Below are 16,530 nucleotides of genomic sequence, written 5' to 3' on the forward strand. Positions count from 1 at the left end.
CCAGGGAGGGGCATGCCGCACGGTTGACTGTGCGGCTAGCTAAGGAGTTGTACTACAGACATGCGACCACTCTAGCGCAGATTGGCGACGGCGACCTGTGGCGCGGGTTACGATGATTCTGGTACGCGCGCACGCAGGTCGCGCACTGCCACGCCGAGGCGGAGTGCGCCCCCGGCTGATCGGCCACCGGCCCCGCAAGGGGAATACCACCTGATACCAGGAACCGATGACAGTGGCCCGTCACATTGTGAGGCACGATCGCATGACACAGCTCTTTCCCACAGCCGATCCCGCTCCCGCAGACCTGGGTGACGACGCCGTCGCGCTGGTCCGCCGCTGGCTGCACCTGGACGACGTCCGGCGCCCCGAACCGACAGTCACCCGTGGGTCGCGGTCGGCGCAGCTGCTCGCCGAGGTCCTGAAGGACGACGCCGGGCTGCAGTTCACACTGGGCTTCGTTGACCGGGTCATCCGGCCCGAAGACAACGCGGTCGCTGCACGCAACCTCTCAAAGCTGGCGCGGCAGACGCCGTCGTTCCTGCCCTGGTACATGCGCGGCGCCGTGAAGCTTGGCGGCGCTCTCGCCCCGACGCTGCCCGGCATCGTGGTCCCGGTAGCCCAGCGGGTGCTCCGCGAGATGGTGGGACACCTCATCGTCGACGCCCGCCCACAGAAGTTGGGCAAGGCCATCGCCGGTTTGCGGGGCGAATCTGTTCGACTCAACATTAATCTGCTCGGCGAAGCGGTACTCGGTCATGAGGAGGCAGACGCGCGCCTCGCGGGAACCAAGAAACTGCTGGCCCGCGACGACGTCGACTACGTCTCCGTGAAGGTGTCCTCGGTGGTGAGCACCATGAATCTGTGGGACTTCCACGAGACGGTGGAGCGGGTCGCGGAGCGGCTGCTCCCCCTGTACCGGTTGGCTGCCTCCTCCCCGGCGCCGAAGTTCATCAACCTCGACATGGAGGAATACCACGACCTTGACCTGACCGTGGCGGTCTTCAAGCGCATCCTCGACACCGAGGACCTGCTGCATCTCGAAGCGGGGATCGTGTTGCAGGCCTACCTGCCGGACGCGCTCGGCGCGCTGCAGGACATCACCAGCTGGGCCACCGAACGTCGTGCTCGTGGCGGTTCGGCCGTCAAGGTGCGGCTGGTCAAGGGCGCCAACCTGGCAATGGAACTCGTCGACGCGAAGGTTCACGGGTGGGAGCCCGCCACCCTGCCGTCGAAGGAAGCGACCGACACCAACTACAAGCGCTGCCTCGATTGGGCGTTGCGTCCGGACAACGCGGAGGCGGTCAGGATCGGCGTCGCCGGTCACAACCTGTTCGATATCGCCTTCGCACGCCTGCTCTCCTTGGCGCGCGGCGTGGAGGATCGCATCGAGTTCGAAATGCTGCTCGGGATGGCCGAGGAGCAGGCGGAGGAGATCAAGAAGGACGTCGGCTCGCTCCTGCTGTACACACCGGTGGTGCACCCTGCCCAGTTCGACGTCGCCATCAGCTACCTGATCCGCCGGCTCGAAGAAAACGCGAGCCAGGAAAACTTCATGTCGGCTGTCTTTGAGCTGAACAAGAGTCCGCACCTGTTTGAGCGTGAGAAGCAGCGTTTCCTCGCCTCACTGGCCGCTGTGGATGCTGTGGTGCCGGGTCCCAACCGGGCGCAGAGCGTTGACCGGTTCGTGGAAACTGCACCCGGCGAGTTCGCCAACCAGTCCGACTCCGACCCGTCGCTGCCCGTCATCAGGGACTGGGCCACCGAGATTCTTCAGCGGGTTCCGGAGTCAACCCTGGGGGTTGAGTTGGTGGAAGCTTCCTGGCTGGACACCAACGACGACGTCGAGCGCACCATCGCTGCGGCCCTTGCCGGCCAGCAGGAATGGGCGTCCCGGGCTGGCGCCGAACGGGCCGGGGTGCTGCGGAACGCAGCGGCCCGGCTCGCAGCGATCCGTGGTGACCTGGTGGAAGTTGCTGCCAGTGAGACCGGCAAGACGGTTGCCGAGTCCGATCCGGAGATTTCCGAGGCGATCGACTTCGCCAACTATTACGCACTGCTCGCCGAGGAACTGGACCAGGTGGAGGGCGCCGAGTTCGTGCCTGCACGCCTGACGGTCGTCACCCCGCCGTGGAACTTCCCGGTGGCCATCGCCGCGGGGTCGGCGCTGGCACCGTTGGCGGCGGGCAGCGCCGTCGTCGTGAAGCCTGCACCGCAGGCCAGGCGTTGCGCGGCAGTGCTGGTCCAGGCGTTGTGGGACGCTGGGGTGCCCCGCGAGGTGCTGCATTTCGCGGATGTTGAGGAGGGGCCGGTGGGTCAGCACCTCATTTCGCATCCGTCGGTGGACCGGGTCATCCTGACCGGTGCCTACGACACCGCCAAGCTGTTCCGCAGCTGGCGCCATGACCTGCCGCTGCTCGCGGAGACCAGCGGCAAGAACGCGCTGATCGTCACTCCCAGTTCGGACCTCGATCTTGCCGCGGCCGATGTCGTCAAGTCCGCGTTCGGTCATGCCGGGCAGAAGTGCTCGGCCGCGTCGCTGGTGATTCTGGTGGGTGCGGCCGGGAAGTCGGCGCGGTTCCGCAACCAGCTGGTTGACGCAGTGGCGTCGCTGAAGGTTGGTTACCCGGAAGATGCGGCCACCGAAATGGGCCCTGTCATCGAGCCTGCTGAGGGGAAACTGCGCGACGCGCTGACTACCCTTGGCGAGGGTGAAACCTGGCTGGTCAAGCCGAAGCAGCTCGACGACACCGGACGGCTGTGGAGCCCCGGCGTCCGCGCTGGAGTGAAACCGGGCAGCTACTTCCATCTCACTGAATTTTTCGGTCCGGTCCTCGGGGTGATGCACGCGGACTCGCTCGCACAGGCGATCGAATGGCAGAACGCCAGCCCCTACGGGCTGACGGCAGGCATTCACACCATGGATGGCGATGAACTCGCCCAGTGGCTGGACGCTGTCCAGGCAGGCAATCTGTATGTGAACCGCGGCATTACCGGTGCAATTGTTCAGCGCCAGCCGTTTGGTGGCTGGAAGCGTTCGGCTGTCGGGCCGGGCGCCAAGGCTGGTGGCCCCAACTATCTAATGCACCTGGGCAGCTGGAACCCCGTCGAGCTGCATCCCGGAAACGTTCACGCTCCGTTGAGTGGGCCGGTCCGGGATCTGCTGCACGCAGCCGATATCCCCGCCGTCGACCAGGGGTTCCTGGCCCGGGCGACCGCGGACGATCAGCGTCATTGGGTCAGGTCCTTCGGTGCCAATCGCGATGTGTCGGGCCTCGGGGTGGAACGCAATGAGTTCCGTTACATTGCCGGTGCTGTGACGGTGCGGCTCAACGAGGCCGGCACCCTCGCTGGTTTGGTCCGGGTCCTCGCTGCCGGCCTGCGTGCCGGTGCCTCTCTGCGGGTTTCGACGGCTCACCCGCTACCGCCGGCTCTCACAGCGGCGCTCTCGGCGCACAACATTGAACACGGCGTGGACGACGACGCCGCGTGGCTGAAGCACGCACCCACGGCTTCCCTTGGCCGGGTTCGGCTGATCGGCGGCGGCTATTCGGAACTGTGCGCGGCCACTGACGGGGATCCGGATGTTGCCATCTACGCCGGACCCGTCACTGAGTCGGGTCGGATCGAGATGCTTCCGTTCCTGCACGAGCAGGCTGTCAGCATCACAGCCCACCGGTTCGGCAACCCGGACAGCGTCTCGCACACGGTGCTGCACTAGGGCATCTGAGGGGGCGGTCCTGCCGCCCCTCTCCGCTTATCCCCTCCGCCGGGCGGTGAGGTCTCGCGGGTTCGGACGTCCCGAACTCGCGGTATCTCCCGCTCGGCGGTGCGGTTTAAAGCTAAGTCGCTTCAGCCTTGGATCTGCATCCTCAAGTTCATAATGTGTATGTGCCATTGCGGCCTGGCCGCATGCTTCCGGGTAACGCGGTGCCATGGACTCCATCTGCTCCATCACTAACTTGATGGCCACCGGCTGCTTATCGGGCGAATAGCCACTCTTCACGCGCAGCCGTTTGATGGAGACCCGTAGCTTCGCCCTCCTCGCGCACGGTCCAGGCTGACCGCAGGTCACGTTGCATCACTGCCACGAGGTCACGGGCGATCTGCGCCGGAATCCCCTCGCCCTGCGCTCCACTGCAGACTCGTCCTGAGCCACCGCGTCGGAGCACGCTTGGCTTGAGTCTAGGCGTCGCGTCGGTGCAGCGTGATTGCGGCCGCTACGAGGGGGACGATAGCGTAGGCGGCCAGCACGATCAGGCTCGCCTGTGTGGAGAGGTAGGCTCCTTGCGTTTCGGTTGCTCCGGTGGTGAGCAACGCTGAGGACGCCGGCAGCGGTAGGTAGCTGACGATAGTCTCTACCCAGTCCAGGCGGATGAAGCTGAGGGTGCCGGGCAGTAGCAGCAGGACGGTCAGGGCAACGGTCACGGTGGCGGCGGTGGAGCGCAGGAGCGTGCCGATACCAAGGGAGAGCAGGGCCGCGGCTGTCAGCGAATAGAGGGTGCCGCCAAAGACGCGCCAGGTGCCCGGGTCGTCCAGCGCTGGGACGAGGTCGTACTGCGAGAGCTGGGGCATGGTGACGACGTAGGACAGGGTCGCGCTTACGAGGGTCACGGCGGCCGTCAGCACAATCAGGACGAGGGCTTTGGCGCCAAGGACGGGGATCCGGCTCGGGACTGCCGCGAACGTGGAGCGGATCAATCCGGTGGCGTATTCCCCGGTGATGAGTAGGGCGCCCAGGACGGCGATGGTGAGCATGCCGAAATGGAAGCCACCTGCGATGACCTCGGCACCATGCATCTGCTCGATGCCCTGGGCCAGGGCGGGATCGTCGGTCGTGGCGCTCAGGGACATGGCGGAGGCCAGGGCCACCAGCGTGATTACTGCGGCGGTGGAGGCCAGCGCCCACCACGTCGAGCGCAGGGACGCCAGCTTGATCCATTCCCCGCGCAAGACCCCCGCGAAGGTGGGATATACCTGCCCAGCGGCGGGCGGGTTGGTGGCCGGTGAGGTCATCGGCGGGTTGTCGGTCAGTGTGCTCATCGGTTCAGGCCCTTCTGGGCTGGGGTGCTGTGGGCGGTGGTGGGGTCGGAGCGGTACTCGACCGCATCCTGGGTCAGGGACATGTACGCCTCTTCGAGGCTCGCGCGGCGCGGGGACAACTCGGAGAGCGGCAGCCCGTATCGGAAGGCGACCTGGCCGATGTGCTCCGCGGTGGTCCCGCTGACCTCGAGCATGCCGGCCTCCGGAGAAGTGATGGTCACACCGTCGGCGGTCAGGGCGTCAGCGAGTTCGCCGGCGCGCGGGGAGCGCACCCGCACAGCGCCGCTGGCGACGGAGTCGATGACCTGTTGGACCGAGCCGGTGGCGATGATGTGACCGCGGCCGATCACGAGGAGTTGATCGGCGGTCTGGGACATCTCGCTCATCAGGTGTGAGGACAGGAACACGGTCCGTCCCTCGGCGGCCAGGTCGCGCACCAGTTGGCGAACCCACTGCACGCCCTCGGGGTCGAGCCCGTTGACCGGCTCGTCGAGGATGAGCGTTCGGGGGTCGCCCAGAAGTGCGACGGCGATACCCAGGCGTTGGCTCATGCCGAGGGAGAACCCGCCGACGCGCTTGGTCGCGGCCCCGGCCAGGCCGGTCATCTCGATGACCTCGCTGACGCGGGAGGCCGTGATGTGGTGGGTGGCGGCCATCGTGCGTAGGTGCGAGCGGGCGCTGCGGCCGGGGTGCACTGCCTTGGCGTCGAGCAGGGCGCCGACCTCCCGCAGCGGGGAACGGTGCTGCCCGTAGGGCTTGCCGTTGACCAGGACGCTGCCCGACGTCGGCCGGTCCAGTCCCATGATCAAACGCATCGTCGTGGATTTGCCGGCACCGTTCGGGCCGAGGAACCCGGTCACGGTGCCGGGCGCGATGGTGAAGCTGAGGGTGTGCACGGCGGTTTTGTCGCCGTAGCGCTTGGTGAGCTCGTGTGCCTCGATCATGACCGGGACCTTCCTGAGTGATGGTGGGATTGGCGGATTTGATGCGGCGGTTCGGCGTGCCCGTCGTGACGGGTCGGTGGGGGGACGACGACGTTGCCGCGCTGAAGGTCGGTGTCGACGATGCGGTGGTCCTGGATGCGCATTCGGTGACCTGACCTGCCGGTAGGGGCCTTGGTAGGCCCCTACCGGACGGGGATTGCTCTTGAGTTCACGCTCGCTGCTGGGCGCGAACGGCTTCACGGTCCGGGCTGGTCGGCATGGTCGCCGACGGAGCGGTGCGGGGCCAGGTCCAGGCGGAGCGCAGGATGAAGGCCAGGATCAGCAGCTCGACTCCAATGGTGAGGCCGTAGTAAAAGGCCCAGTCCCAGGTCGCCCCTGCCGCGTTGAAGATGGAGAGGGGGATGAAAAGCAAGGCAACGGCCAGGTTCGTGGCGCGGTTCGCCCGGGCGGGCAGCGCCATCGAGAGCAGCACCATCAGGCTCGGGATCGCTATGATCACGAAGAAGATGGAAACCAATGTCCCGGTGATGTCGAAGACAAAGATCTCGCCACCCCGGATTACATCAATTTCGCCGGGCTGGTAGAGGTGAAAGTAGTCGATGTAAATAACGAGGAACATGAAGCTGGTCCAGGCGGCCGCGAGCTTGGCCTGCACGGGGATTCGCGGGTTGTCGAGCAGTTTCGGGGTTTTCGTTCGGAGGGGCATTGGTTGTTCTTTCGATTCGAGCGGTCCGTCCGCCGGAGTGGCGGCAGGTTGGGGCGTGCATTCGCACGGGGTGGGTCGTTCTCGTCGGTCCGGTCGTCAGACGGTGATCACGACCTTCCCTCGGGTGTGGCCAGCTCCGACATAGCGGAGGGCGTCGGCCGCTTCGTCCAGCGGGTAGGTGCGGTCGATGACGGACCTGACCTGCCCGGCCGTGAGCAACTCGGCCAGGGCGAGCAGGTCCTGGCGCTTCCCAACCGACATGAAGGGCAACAGCAGCTGACGGGTGAATCCGGACAGCACACGCGCTTTGACGATCCGACCGAGGGGGCCGAACCAGCGGCCGCCGCGTCCGCTGTTGGGGATCAGGGTGCCGGTGGGCGTCAGCGCTCGGCGGACAGCCGCCAGGGGCTGGGCTTCCACGTTGTCGAGGATGACGTCGTAGCGATTCTCGCTGCGGGTGAAGTCGGTCCTCGTATAGTCAATGACGTGGTCGGCACCGAGTGACCGGACCAGATCGATGTTGCGGGTGCTGCACACACCCGTGACCTCGGCACCAAACGCCTTGGCGATCTGTACAGCGAAGGAGCCCACACCGCCTGACGCGCCCGTGACCAGCACCGTCTGGCCCGGTCGAACATTCGCGATCTTGCGCAATGCCTGCAACGCCGTCATCGCCGAGGTGGCCACCGCTGCCGCGTCCACGACCGACAGGTTGGCAGGCACGGGCACGAGATTGTCCGCCGGGACGCAGGCGTACTCCGCGAGTGCTCCTGCGGTGCTCCAGCCGAACACCTCGTCGCCGGGGCGGAGAGCGGTGACATCCTTCCCGACTGCTACCACCACGCCGGCGAGGTCCATGCCAGGGATGCCGTGGCGCGGCCGGCGGAGCCCGTACACCAGGCGCACCATGTACGGCTCGCCGGTCATGACGAAGTAGTCGCCAGGGTGTACCGAGGCCGCGCCCACCCGGACGAGGACATCACCCTGACCGGGTAGCGGTAGCCCGACGTCGGACACCTCGATCACGGAGGGCGGGCCGTAGCGATGCTGGACGGCGGCCCGCATCGTCGCCGCCCCGTCCAGATTCGCCCCCGGCACCAGGGGTGTTCCGGCCTTCGATCGCTGTTCGTTTGTCACAGAAGCCTCCTTACGTCCGAGCAACGACCTTCCCTGCTCGTACACCGTACGACGTACGTTGTACGATAAAGTGTGGGCGTACGCTGTACTAATGTCAAGCACTTTGAGAAAGCGAGGAATTTGTGTCCGCTAGGGAACAACGCCAGGTCGCGTCAGACGCGGGGCTGACCAAGCACCGGGTGGTGGTCGAGGCGATCCGGCTTGCCGACCGCGAGGGGGTCGAAGGGTTGAGCATGCGCCGGCTGGCTCGCGAGCTTGGCGCGGGCGCGATGTCCCTCTACCACTATGTGGCGAGCAAGGAGCAGTTGCTGGACGCGATGATCGACGTCGTGTTCGAGGAGATTGAGCTCCCGCCCGAAGGGACAGACTGGCAGTCGGCGATGCGACGGCGTTCGGTATCCGCCCGACAGGTTCTGGCGCGCCACCCGTGGGCGATTGGCCTGATGGACTCGCGGACATCGCCGGGGTCCGCGCACCTCCGCCACCGCGAGGCTGTCACCGCATGCCTGCGGAGGGCCGGCTTCTCGGTTCTGATGGCGACGCACGCCAACTGGTTGCTCGACAGCCTTGTCTACGGTTACGCCCTGCAGGAAGCCAACCTGCCGTTCGATACGGCTGATGAGTTCGCGGACATGGCCGAGGACGTCTACCTGCCCCAGCTTCCTCCAGGCGAGTTCCCCTACCTCAACGAGTCCGCCGCGGCACTCGTCGCTGCTGGCTACGACCCGTCGGAGGAGTTCATCTTCGGACTCGATCTCGCCCTGGCCGCCCTCGAACCCCTGAGAGCCTCCGCATAGCGACGCTCACAGACCGTCCCGCGGACCTCTGTACGGCAGTTCCGATCCATAACCGTCGTGTTGTAGCGGGCTCGTAGCGGCCGTGCGCATGGGGTGCCTACCTGACTTCGTCGACTGCGTCTGCTGCGCTGGCAACAGCAGCCACACCCAGTTGTCTGTATCTAACAACATTCGCTGCTGAACTCCCCGCGGCTTTCGACCAGATCGAGGCTCCTGCCGACCCTCGAAGTAAGACCGGCGTGTGTGCCGGCGCCTTAACCGCGGGTGGCTACTGGAGTTGGCCGGAAGGAAGCTCTCTCATTAACGGCCTACATCCCTTACCTGTCATTTGCGGTCGCCATTCCTGCTGCCTTCCACTGGATAGGTCGACGTCATTTCGAAACTATCCAGCGACCCCGACAGTGTCAGACGATTTCCTCTACCAACGCCGCAGCTTCTTTGCCCCGGAGTTTCCCGGACATGAGCTGTGGAAGAAGCGCATCCCGAATGGTAACCAGGGAAAGATTTTCGATCTGGCTTTCGAACCCAGGCTCCACAAAGCTTCCATGAACTCATTCTGGTTGACCACAACTTCTGGTGACGGGACGCGTACCAGTTCATCAAGCTGTCGCCGCTGAATGTGGCCCCAGGCCCCCCAAAGGCTCCCGCACCGAACGATGAGCTGGTTTTGGGGCCAGCCAATGCCGTCTGGTCTGCTCTGATCGTGCCACGAAAATAGTTCAAAATTCTTTTCCGTACCCCCTCCCACGCACCTCATTCTGTCAGAGGCGAATGATGGAATGGAGGTATGGAAAGCAGTAAAGCTTCTTCTACCGGATCGGGATTCTCTCCCGAATTCGGCGCGGATACCGCCTCCAACGGCGGGTCCGCGGATACGTCCGCCCGGACTTCGGGGACCACTGCGGCTGCGGGAACTGCGACCGGGTACGGTCCCGGCGGTCCGCTGAGTGTCGAAGCGATATGGACGGCTCCCGTGGCTGACACCGTCCCTGACTCATCGGATGCCCAGTCGCCGGACAGCCAGTCGGCAGATACCCGGGCGTTTGCGGGCTGGCTGGGGTTAACTGCGGTCGGTGAGCTGGACGGGGCTCAGGCGTTGGACGCGTTGCGGGACGTCAACCGGGCGAGGTCCTGGCTCGATGCGCAGGAAGCGAAGATCGCCACTCGCCTCCTTGACCTGACCACCGAATCGATGGGCCCCGCTGGCCGCCTCGGGTATGCCCGGACACTGACGGAGTCAGAAGTTGGAGCCGCCCTGCATATGCCGGAGCGGACTGCCGGGAGCCTGATCGAACACAGTGAACTCCTGACCCGGCATTATCGGGTGGCTTTGGCGGCCCTTGAGGACGGGAGGCTATCGAGGCGGCATGCCTGGGCCGTAGTCGAAGAGGCCACCAGCATCCCGGACGCCACGCCCGAGGTATTGGCGGCATTCGAGAAACGCCTGGTCGACATGGCGTGCAAAACCACTGTGAGTCGGTTCTGCTATCAGGCCAGACGGCTACGCGAGCAACTGCACCCCGAGTCCACCACCACTCGGCATAAGAAGGCCGTCGAGGGTCGGTTACTGCAACTAACTCCTGCGTATGACGGGATGGCGTGGCTTGAAGCGTACCTGCCTGTAGAACAAGCCGCAGGGATCTTCCATCGGGTCGACACCGCCGCCCGCAACCTCCAGGGACCGGATGAGCCCCGGACCCTCACCCAGTTGCGAGCTGACGTGTTTGCTGACGTCCTCACCAGCTCCGGGCCGAGCGCCGATCAAGCCGGTGGAGCCAGCTATCAGGGTGTCCAGGCGAAGGTGTTCGTCACTGTTCCAGTGATGACCCTCCTTGGCGGGGATGTACCGGGAGAACTTGAAGGTTATGGGCCCATCAACCCCGACCTGGCCCGCAAACTCGCGGGGCATGCGCCGTCGTTCACACGCATCCTCACCCACCCCTTTACCGGGGCACGCCTCGGGGCCGATGCCACCACCTATCGGGTGCCGAAGGACCTGCGAGACAGCATCAGAGTGCGGGACCGGACGTGTCGTCATCCAGGCTGCAACCGGTTGGCAGTGTTTTGCGAACTCGACCATACAAAACCCTGGGCCAACGGTGGAAAGACCAGCTACGGCAACCTCGCTGCCTTGTGCAAACGTCACCACCGGCTCAAATCCGAAGGCTACTGGCATTATCGACAACCCGAGCCGGGGACCATCATCGCCATCTCACCGGCAGGCGAAACCTACATCACCCGGCCGGACCCACCACCAGCATCACCCCTGGACGATCCACCACCGTTTTAACCGCGCCGCCCGTACTGAAAAAATGCCGTCGAGGCGTTAGCTCTGGAGACTCGGAACGCCGTCGGCCCGCCACAGCCAGCTACTCGGCGGAGGTTCTGATCGGCGGAAGTACTGGCCGGCTAAAGGTGAGGTACCGACCGGCCGATCACGCGGAAGGGGCGGTGACCATCCTTTCGGATAGCCACCGCCCCTTCCGGTCAAGCCTGGAGTGAAAGTAGGGCTTATTTCACGTCTTCGTCAACCCAGTCGAACGTCCGGGTGACAGCCTTCTTCCAGAGCCGCAACTGGCGGTCGCGCTCCCCCGCATCCATGGATGGCGTCCAGCGCTTGTCCTCGGCCCAGTTGGTAGCCAACTCGTCGGTGTCCTTCCAGAAACCCACCGCCAGACCTGCCGCATAGGCTGCGCCCAACGCGGTGGTCTCAGTGACCTTCGGCCGGATGACCGGGATACCGAGGATGTCGGACTGGAACTGCATCAGCGCGTCGTTGGCGACCATACCGCCGTCGACCCGCAGATCCTCCATGTCCACTCCCGAATCGGCGTTCGCCGCGTCCAGCACCTCGCGGGTCTGGAACGCGGTGGCTTCGAGGGCGGCCCGCGCGATGTGCCCCTTGTTCACGAATCGGGTGAGACCCACAATGGCGCCGCGGGCTTCGCCGCGCCAGTACGGTGCAAACAGGCCGGAGAACGCTGGCACGATGTAGACCCCACCGTTGTCCTCGACCGTTCTGGCAAGCTCCTCCACCTCGGGAGCCGACTTGATGATGCCGAGGTTGTCCCGCAGCCACTGGATCAGCGACCCGGTCACAGCGATCGAGCCTTCCAGCGCGTAGACGGCCTTGGCGTCGCCAAGCTTGTAGCAGACGGTAGTCAACAGACCATTCTTTGAGTGAACAATCTCCTCACCGGTATTGACGATCATGAAGTTACCGGTGCCGTAGGTGTTCTTGGCGCCGCCCTTCTCGAACGCCGCCTGACCGAACGTTGCCGCCTGCTGGTCGCCCAGGATGCCGGCAACCGGCACCTCGCGCAGCAGCTGGGAGGTGTGGACGGTCCCATAGACCTCGGAGGAGGACTTGATCTCCGGCATCATGGACCGCGGCACACCAAAGGCCTCAAGGATTCCGTCGTCCCAGGACAGGGTCTCCAGATCCATGAACATGGTCCGCGAGGCGTTGGTGACATCGGTGATGTGCACGCCGCCGTCGGTGCCGCCGGTGAGGTTCCAGGTGACCCACGAGTCGGTGTTTCCGAAGATCAGATCGCCGGCCTCAGCCTTGGCCCGGGCGCCCTCGACGTTGTCCAGGATCCACTTGATCTTGGTGCCCGAGAAATAGGTGGCCAGCGGCAGCCCGACCTTCTGCTTGAACCGGTCCGGCCCCCCGTCAGCCGCCAGCTCGTCAACGATCGACTGGGTCCGGGTATCCTGCCAGACAATCGCGTTGTAGACCGGCTGTCCGGTCGTCTTGTCCCAGACCACAGCAGTTTCACGCTGATTGGTGATGCCGACGGCGGCAATATCGTGACGGGTCAGGTTGGCCTTCGACAAGGCGTTGCCGATGACCTCCCTGGTGTTGTTCCAGATCTCCAGGGGATCATGCTCGACCCAGCCGGCCTTGGGGAAAATCTGTTCGTGTTCCTTCTGGCCGGAGGACACAATGTCCCCGCTGTGATCAAAGACGATCGCCCGGCTGGAAGTAGTGCCCTGATCAATCGCAATTACATACTTCGACATGTAGTGCTCCTCTTTGAGTGTTCCGTCGGTGAATGATGCCGGCGCGGACGGTCGTAGGACCGCCCGGCCGGTTGAGTGCTAGCAAGTGATTGCGCTAGCGGGGCATTCCTACCCGGTAACCGCGGGGAAGGTGACCAGCATGGCCACCAGGCCGCCGAGAACGCCACCGATCAGTGGACCAACCACTGGAACCCAGGCGTAACCCCAGTCGCTGCCGCCCTTGCCCTTGATGGGAAGCAATGCGTGGACGATCCTGGGGCCGAGGTCACGGGCTGGGTTGATGGCGTAGCCGGTGGGCCCACCGAGTGACGCACCGATGCCGACAACCAGGAGCGCAACCGCCAGCGGGCCGAGGCCCGAGGGCGTGCCAGCAAACGAAATGACTACGAAAACCAGCACGAAAGTACCGATGACTTCGGTAATCACATTCCAGGCATTCGACCGGATCGCTGGTCCGGTGGAGAACACTCCCAGCTTGTTGGCGGGGTCGGGCTCAGCGTCGAAGTGCTGCTTGTATGCCAGCCAGCAGAGGAAGGCGCCAATCATGGCACCAATCAGCTGGGCCGCAAAGTACAGCAGGACGTTGATGAAGGTCTTGTCGATATCGGGGCCGAGCGCTTCTATATCTGAATTGACGAGCAGGCCGACCGTAACGGCGGGGTTAAGGTGCGCGCCGGATAGGGCCGCCACATAGACGCCAGCAAAGACGCCGAGACCCCAGCCGAAGTTCACCATCAAAAATCCGCCATTGTTGCCCTTGGTACCGGCCAGAGCGACGTTGGCAACGACACCTGTACCCAGCAGCAACAGCAGCATGGTGCCGAACATTTCGGCAACGAATGCTTCCAGAGACATCTTTGACTCCTTTAATTATTCATTTTTATCGAACCCAGCCCGCGGCTGTGGCTCTCTTGCTCCCCCCGGCAACAGCTGCCGTTGGTCCTGCATCCGCTCCGGGAGCGGCAATGGTTGCGCGCCAGATCCCGGCTACGCCACCAAATCTTCAACGTGAACGTTGTGCCAGTCCCGCAGCACCCGTTCAGCCAGCTCAATCTCAGCCTGCACCTTCTCACCGTTCCAGCCCAGCAGCGGCGCGAGCGTGTCCGCTAGCTCGTGCAACAGTTCGGTACTGACCAGTCCCCTGAAGGCGATCGAGGTCCGGCGGATCAACACGTCAGCCACATGGCCTACCTGTTCCTGTTCGACCATGTACGCCAACTCGCGGTGGCTGAGCTCGCTGGTGGAGGTAAAGGTTTGATCCTGGCCCGCCCGCAGGTACTCGATGACGTCGACGGCACGGGTCCCGTATCGAGTCAGCAGACCCTCGACCCGCTCGGCCGACAGCCCCGGTTCGATGTGGGCGCTCACCCAGGCCTTCTCCGCGGAGGGAGTTCTCGGGAACCCCTTCCCGCCGCCGATGGCGAGACCCGCCGTCGTCGTCGTCCGGCGCTTGCCGAGGATTTCCAGGACGTCGTTGGCCATGTGCTCTGACAGCGCGCGGAAAGTGGTCCACTTGCCGCCGACCAGGCTGAGCGTGGTCACCGTCCGGGCGCCGGAGCGATCCTGGCGCTTCTCAATCCGGTAGTCCCGGGAGACGAAGCCCGGCTGCGTGTCGTCGTGCCGTGGCAGTGGTCGGACACCGGAGAAGCTGTAGACCACATGGCCGTGCTCGACGACGATGGCCGGGAAGACGTGTCCGATCAGTTCAATGAAGTAATCCACCTCTTCGGGGGTGCACACGGCCGGGGTGTCGACATCGGTATCGATGTCGGTGGTGCCCACCAGAACGCGGTCGCCGATCGGGTAGACCAGCACAATCCGGCCGTCGGTGTGCTCGAAGAAGATTTCACGCCCTGCGCAGGCCGCCAGCAGTTCGGGGTGGTCGAGGACAATATGGGAGCCCTTGGTGCCGCCCATGAACTTGCTGCGTTCGCCCAGGGAATCGTTGGTCCCGTCCACCCAGGCGCCGGTCGCGTTCACGACGACGTCGGCGGCGAAGGCGAATTCCTCGCCAGTGAGCTCGTCGCGGAGCAGCACCGAATCGCCGTCACGGCCGATGGCGCTGACGTAGTTGGTGGCCCGCGCCTCGGCATTGGCGGCAAGGCCGTCGCGGAGCACATCGAGGGTCATCCGCTCGGGGTTGTGCACCGATGCATCGAAGTAGGTGGCCGTGTAGCGCACATCAGGCCGCAGGTCCGGCAGCTGGGCGAGCGACGCCTTGCGACCGGCGAAGCGGTGACGCGGTACGGCGCCGCCATCCCTGGAGAACCAGTCATACATGGTCAGGCCCGCCTTGATCAGGAAGGCACCCCGCTCGCGGGGCTGGCCGTGCTGACGGTGGGTCAGGAACCGCAGCGGAGCCGCGAGAATTCCGGAGAAGGTACTGAAAATGGGGATGGTGGTCTGAAGGGGCTTGACGTAGTGCGGCGCTGTCTTCAGGAGGGCGTTGCGCTCGACCACTGACTCGCGGACCAACCGAAACTCGCCGTTCTCGAGGTACCGGATACCGCCGTGGATCATGTGCGAGGAAGCACCGGAGGCGCCCTGGCAGTAGTCACCGCGTTCCACCAGTGTTACGTCGACACCCTGCAGCGCCAGGTCCCTGAAGGTTCCTACGCCGTTAATGCCGCCACCAATAATCAGCACCGACGCGCGCGGCGTTTCCTTCAACCGTTGCACCCCCGGCCGTTCAGCGGGCGTGCTTGTGGCACCATTCGCACTGGCGGACTCAGCCAAAACATTCTCCTCAACAGTTTGCAGGCTGCATTGGATCCGCAGCCGTCCCACCTATTCTTGAAATGCTGGGAATAATAGTCAATGGTGTTGCACATACGTGCAGAAGTGACGGAGGATTTGGCTATGAACGTTCGACCAAAGGCTGAAAGATCGGACCCCGCTGCACAATCTTCCGCTGAGGACTTCAAGCGGTCCCGGAGCGGTGACGCCCTGCGGGCCGCGCAGATGTACTACCTGCAGGACCTCACGATGAACGCCATCGCGCGGGAATTGCGGACCTCACGATCTACCGTGTCACGGCTCCTGTCGATGGCCCGGGACACCGGGCTGGTGCAGATCCAGGTCAACAATCCGTTGCAGCGGGCTCCGTCTCTGGAACAGCAGATCCGGCGACAGTTCGGGGTGGAAGCCCATGTGGTGCCGGTGACCGACATCGTGAGCGACTCCGATGTCCTCGACCGGGTAGCCATCCAGGCGGCCCGGACCATCGGTCCGCTGGTCGATTCGAACGCCATTATCGGCGTCGCCTGGGGTTCGACCCTCAGCGCTGTCAGCCATCATCTGACCCGCAAGGTCACCCACGACAGCACCATTGTGCAGTTGAACGGCGCCGGCAACACGCAGACCACCGGCATCACCTATGCCAGCGAAATCCTTCGCCGGTTCGGGCAGGCCTATGGCGCCCGGGTGGAGCAGTTCCCCGTGCCTGCCTTCTTCGACCACGCCGAAACCAAAACCGCAATGTGGGCCGAACGGAGCGTGATGAGAATCCTGGACCTCCAGAGACGCATGACGATGGCCATTTTCGGCGTCGGGTCCATCGACGCCAATATCCCCAGTCATGTCTACTCGGGCGGCTACCTCGACGACGACGACCTCCGGGCGTTGGACGAGCACCAGGTGGTTGGCGATGTCGCAACCATGTTTTTCCGCGCCGACGGCACCCACAGCGACCTGCTCCTTAACCAACGCAGCACCGGACCCGAACTGGATCTGCTCCGGCAGGTGCGCCGGCGGATCTGCGTCGTGTCGGGCGAGACAAAGATCAACGGGTTGCGCGGCGCGCTGGCGGCCGGGCTCGCCACCGACCTCATCCTCGATGAAGGGTCGGCGCGGCGGCTGGTTCACGGCGGGTCCCGCTGAC

General features: G+C 64.6%; 12 protein-coding genes and 1 pseudogene. 5 read left to right on the forward strand and 8 right to left on the reverse strand.

What is annotated here, in order from left to right:
* Window positions 1-262: 262 nt before the first annotated feature.
* Window positions 263-3,718, forward strand: coding sequence for a bifunctional proline dehydrogenase/L-glutamate gamma-semialdehyde dehydrogenase (locus B384_RS0109000; RefSeq protein ID WP_035766841.1), 3,456 nt, complete (start codon window positions 263-265; stop codon window positions 3,716-3,718).
* 204 nt (window positions 3,719-3,922) lie between these two features.
* Here B384_RS0109000 and B384_RS21500 read toward each other — a convergent pair.
* From B384_RS21500 to B384_RS0109010, 3 genes and pseudogenes are all read right to left on the reverse strand, one after another.
* A pseudogene (locus B384_RS21500) lies at window positions 3,923-4,162 on the reverse strand (type I restriction enzyme endonuclease domain-containing protein); the annotation flags it as partial.
* Window positions 4,163-4,182: 20 nt separating this feature from the next.
* Window positions 4,183-5,040 (reverse strand): ABC transporter permease subunit, encoded by an 858-nt coding sequence (locus tag B384_RS20570; RefSeq protein ID WP_019482788.1) that lies wholly within the window; start codon window positions 5,038-5,040, stop codon window positions 4,183-4,185.
* Window positions 5,037-5,984, reverse strand: a complete 948-nt coding sequence (locus B384_RS0109010) for an ABC transporter ATP-binding protein (protein WP_019482789.1) — start codon at window positions 5,982-5,984, stop codon at window positions 5,037-5,039. The genes B384_RS20570 and B384_RS0109010 overlap by 4 nt, the downstream gene beginning before the upstream one ends.
* 17 nt (window positions 5,985-6,001) lie before the next feature.
* On the opposite strand from B384_RS0109010, the gene B384_RS20575 reads away from it, so the two are divergent.
* Window positions 6,002-6,139, forward strand: coding sequence for a hypothetical protein (locus B384_RS20575; protein WP_156809033.1), 138 nt, complete (start codon window positions 6,002-6,004; stop codon window positions 6,137-6,139).
* Window positions 6,140-6,192: 53 nt separating this feature from the next.
* Here B384_RS20575 and B384_RS0109020 read toward each other — a convergent pair whose 3' ends face one another.
* Together B384_RS0109020 and B384_RS0109025 are read right to left on the reverse strand one after the other, a co-directional pair.
* Entirely contained in the window at window positions 6,193-6,690 is a 498-nt protein-coding gene (locus B384_RS0109020; RefSeq protein ID WP_019482791.1) for a DUF6326 family protein, read from the reverse strand.
* A gap of 96 nt (window positions 6,691-6,786) precedes the next feature.
* A complete protein-coding gene (locus B384_RS0109025; RefSeq protein ID WP_019482792.1) occupies window positions 6,787-7,827 on the reverse strand; it encodes an NAD(P)-dependent alcohol dehydrogenase in 1,041 nt (346 codons plus the stop codon).
* A gap of 122 nt (window positions 7,828-7,949) precedes the next feature.
* Between B384_RS0109025 and B384_RS0109030 the strand changes: the two genes are divergently transcribed.
* Both B384_RS0109030 and B384_RS19680 read left to right on the forward strand, forming a co-directional pair.
* Entirely contained in the window at window positions 7,950-8,624 is a 675-nt protein-coding gene (locus tag B384_RS0109030) for a TetR/AcrR family transcriptional regulator (RefSeq protein ID WP_019482793.1), read from the forward strand.
* A 787-nt stretch (window positions 8,625-9,411) separates the two neighbouring features.
* Window positions 9,412-10,914 carry an HNH endonuclease signature motif containing protein gene (locus tag B384_RS19680; RefSeq protein ID WP_019482795.1) on the forward strand — a complete coding sequence of 501 codons (1,503 nt, stop codon included), beginning with the start codon at window positions 9,412-9,414 and terminating at the stop codon, window positions 10,912-10,914.
* 221 nt (window positions 10,915-11,135) lie between these two features.
* On the opposite strand, the gene glpK is transcribed toward B384_RS19680, so the two are convergent.
* The 3 genes from glpK to B384_RS0109055 all read right to left on the reverse strand — a co-directional run bounded on the left by glpK (window position 11,136) and on the right by B384_RS0109055 (window position 15,386).
* Window positions 11,136-12,650 carry a glycerol kinase GlpK gene (gene glpK / locus B384_RS0109045; protein ID WP_019482796.1) on the reverse strand — a complete coding sequence of 505 codons (1,515 nt, stop codon included), beginning with the start codon at window positions 12,648-12,650 and terminating at the stop codon, window positions 11,136-11,138.
* 108 nt (window positions 12,651-12,758) lie between these two features.
* Window positions 12,759-13,505 (reverse strand): MIP/aquaporin family protein, encoded by a 747-nt coding sequence (locus B384_RS0109050; RefSeq protein WP_019482797.1) that lies wholly within the window; start codon window positions 13,503-13,505, stop codon window positions 12,759-12,761.
* A 132-nt stretch (window positions 13,506-13,637) separates the two neighbouring features.
* On the reverse strand, window positions 13,638-15,386 hold the full coding sequence (locus tag B384_RS0109055; RefSeq protein ID WP_019482798.1) for an FAD-dependent oxidoreductase: 1,749 nt from the start codon (window positions 15,384-15,386) through the stop codon (window positions 13,638-13,640).
* 225 nt (window positions 15,387-15,611) lie between these two features.
* On the opposite strand from B384_RS0109055, the gene B384_RS0109060 reads away from it, so the two are divergent.
* Window positions 15,612-16,529 carry a sugar-binding transcriptional regulator gene (locus tag B384_RS0109060; protein ID WP_116777938.1) on the forward strand — a complete coding sequence of 306 codons (918 nt, stop codon included), beginning with the start codon at window positions 15,612-15,614 and terminating at the stop codon, window positions 16,527-16,529.
* Window position 16,530: the final 1 nt, after the last annotated feature.

The organism is Arthrobacter sp. TB 23, from assembly GCF_000294595.1.
Classification (GTDB): domain Bacteria; phylum Actinomycetota; class Actinomycetes; order Actinomycetales; family Micrococcaceae; genus Arthrobacter_D.

Coding starts and splice junctions, on each gene's coding strand:
- B384_RS0109050 (WP_019482797.1), bottom strand. CDS start 13,505: ATGTCTCTGGAAGCATTCGTTGCCGAAATGTTCGGCACCATGCTGCTG.
- B384_RS19680 (WP_019482795.1), top strand. CDS start 9,412: ATGGAAAGCAGTAAAGCTTCTTCTACCGGATCGGGATTCTCTCCCGAA.
- B384_RS0109000 (WP_035766841.1), top strand. CDS start 263: ATGACACAGCTCTTTCCCACAGCCGATCCCGCTCCCGCAGACCTGGGT.
- B384_RS0109060 (WP_116777938.1), top strand. CDS start 15,612: ATGTACTACCTGCAGGACCTCACGATGAACGCCATCGCGCGGGAATTG.
- glpK (WP_019482796.1), bottom strand. CDS start 12,650: ATGTCGAAGTATGTAATTGCGATTGATCAGGGCACTACTTCCAGCCGG.
- B384_RS0109020 (WP_019482791.1), bottom strand. CDS start 6,690: ATGCCCCTCCGAACGAAAACCCCGAAACTGCTCGACAACCCGCGAATC.
- B384_RS0109010 (WP_019482789.1), bottom strand. CDS start 5,984: ATGATCGAGGCACACGAGCTCACCAAGCGCTACGGCGACAAAACCGCC.
- B384_RS20570 (WP_019482788.1), bottom strand. CDS start 5,040: ATGAGCACACTGACCGACAACCCGCCGATGACCTCACCGGCCACCAAC.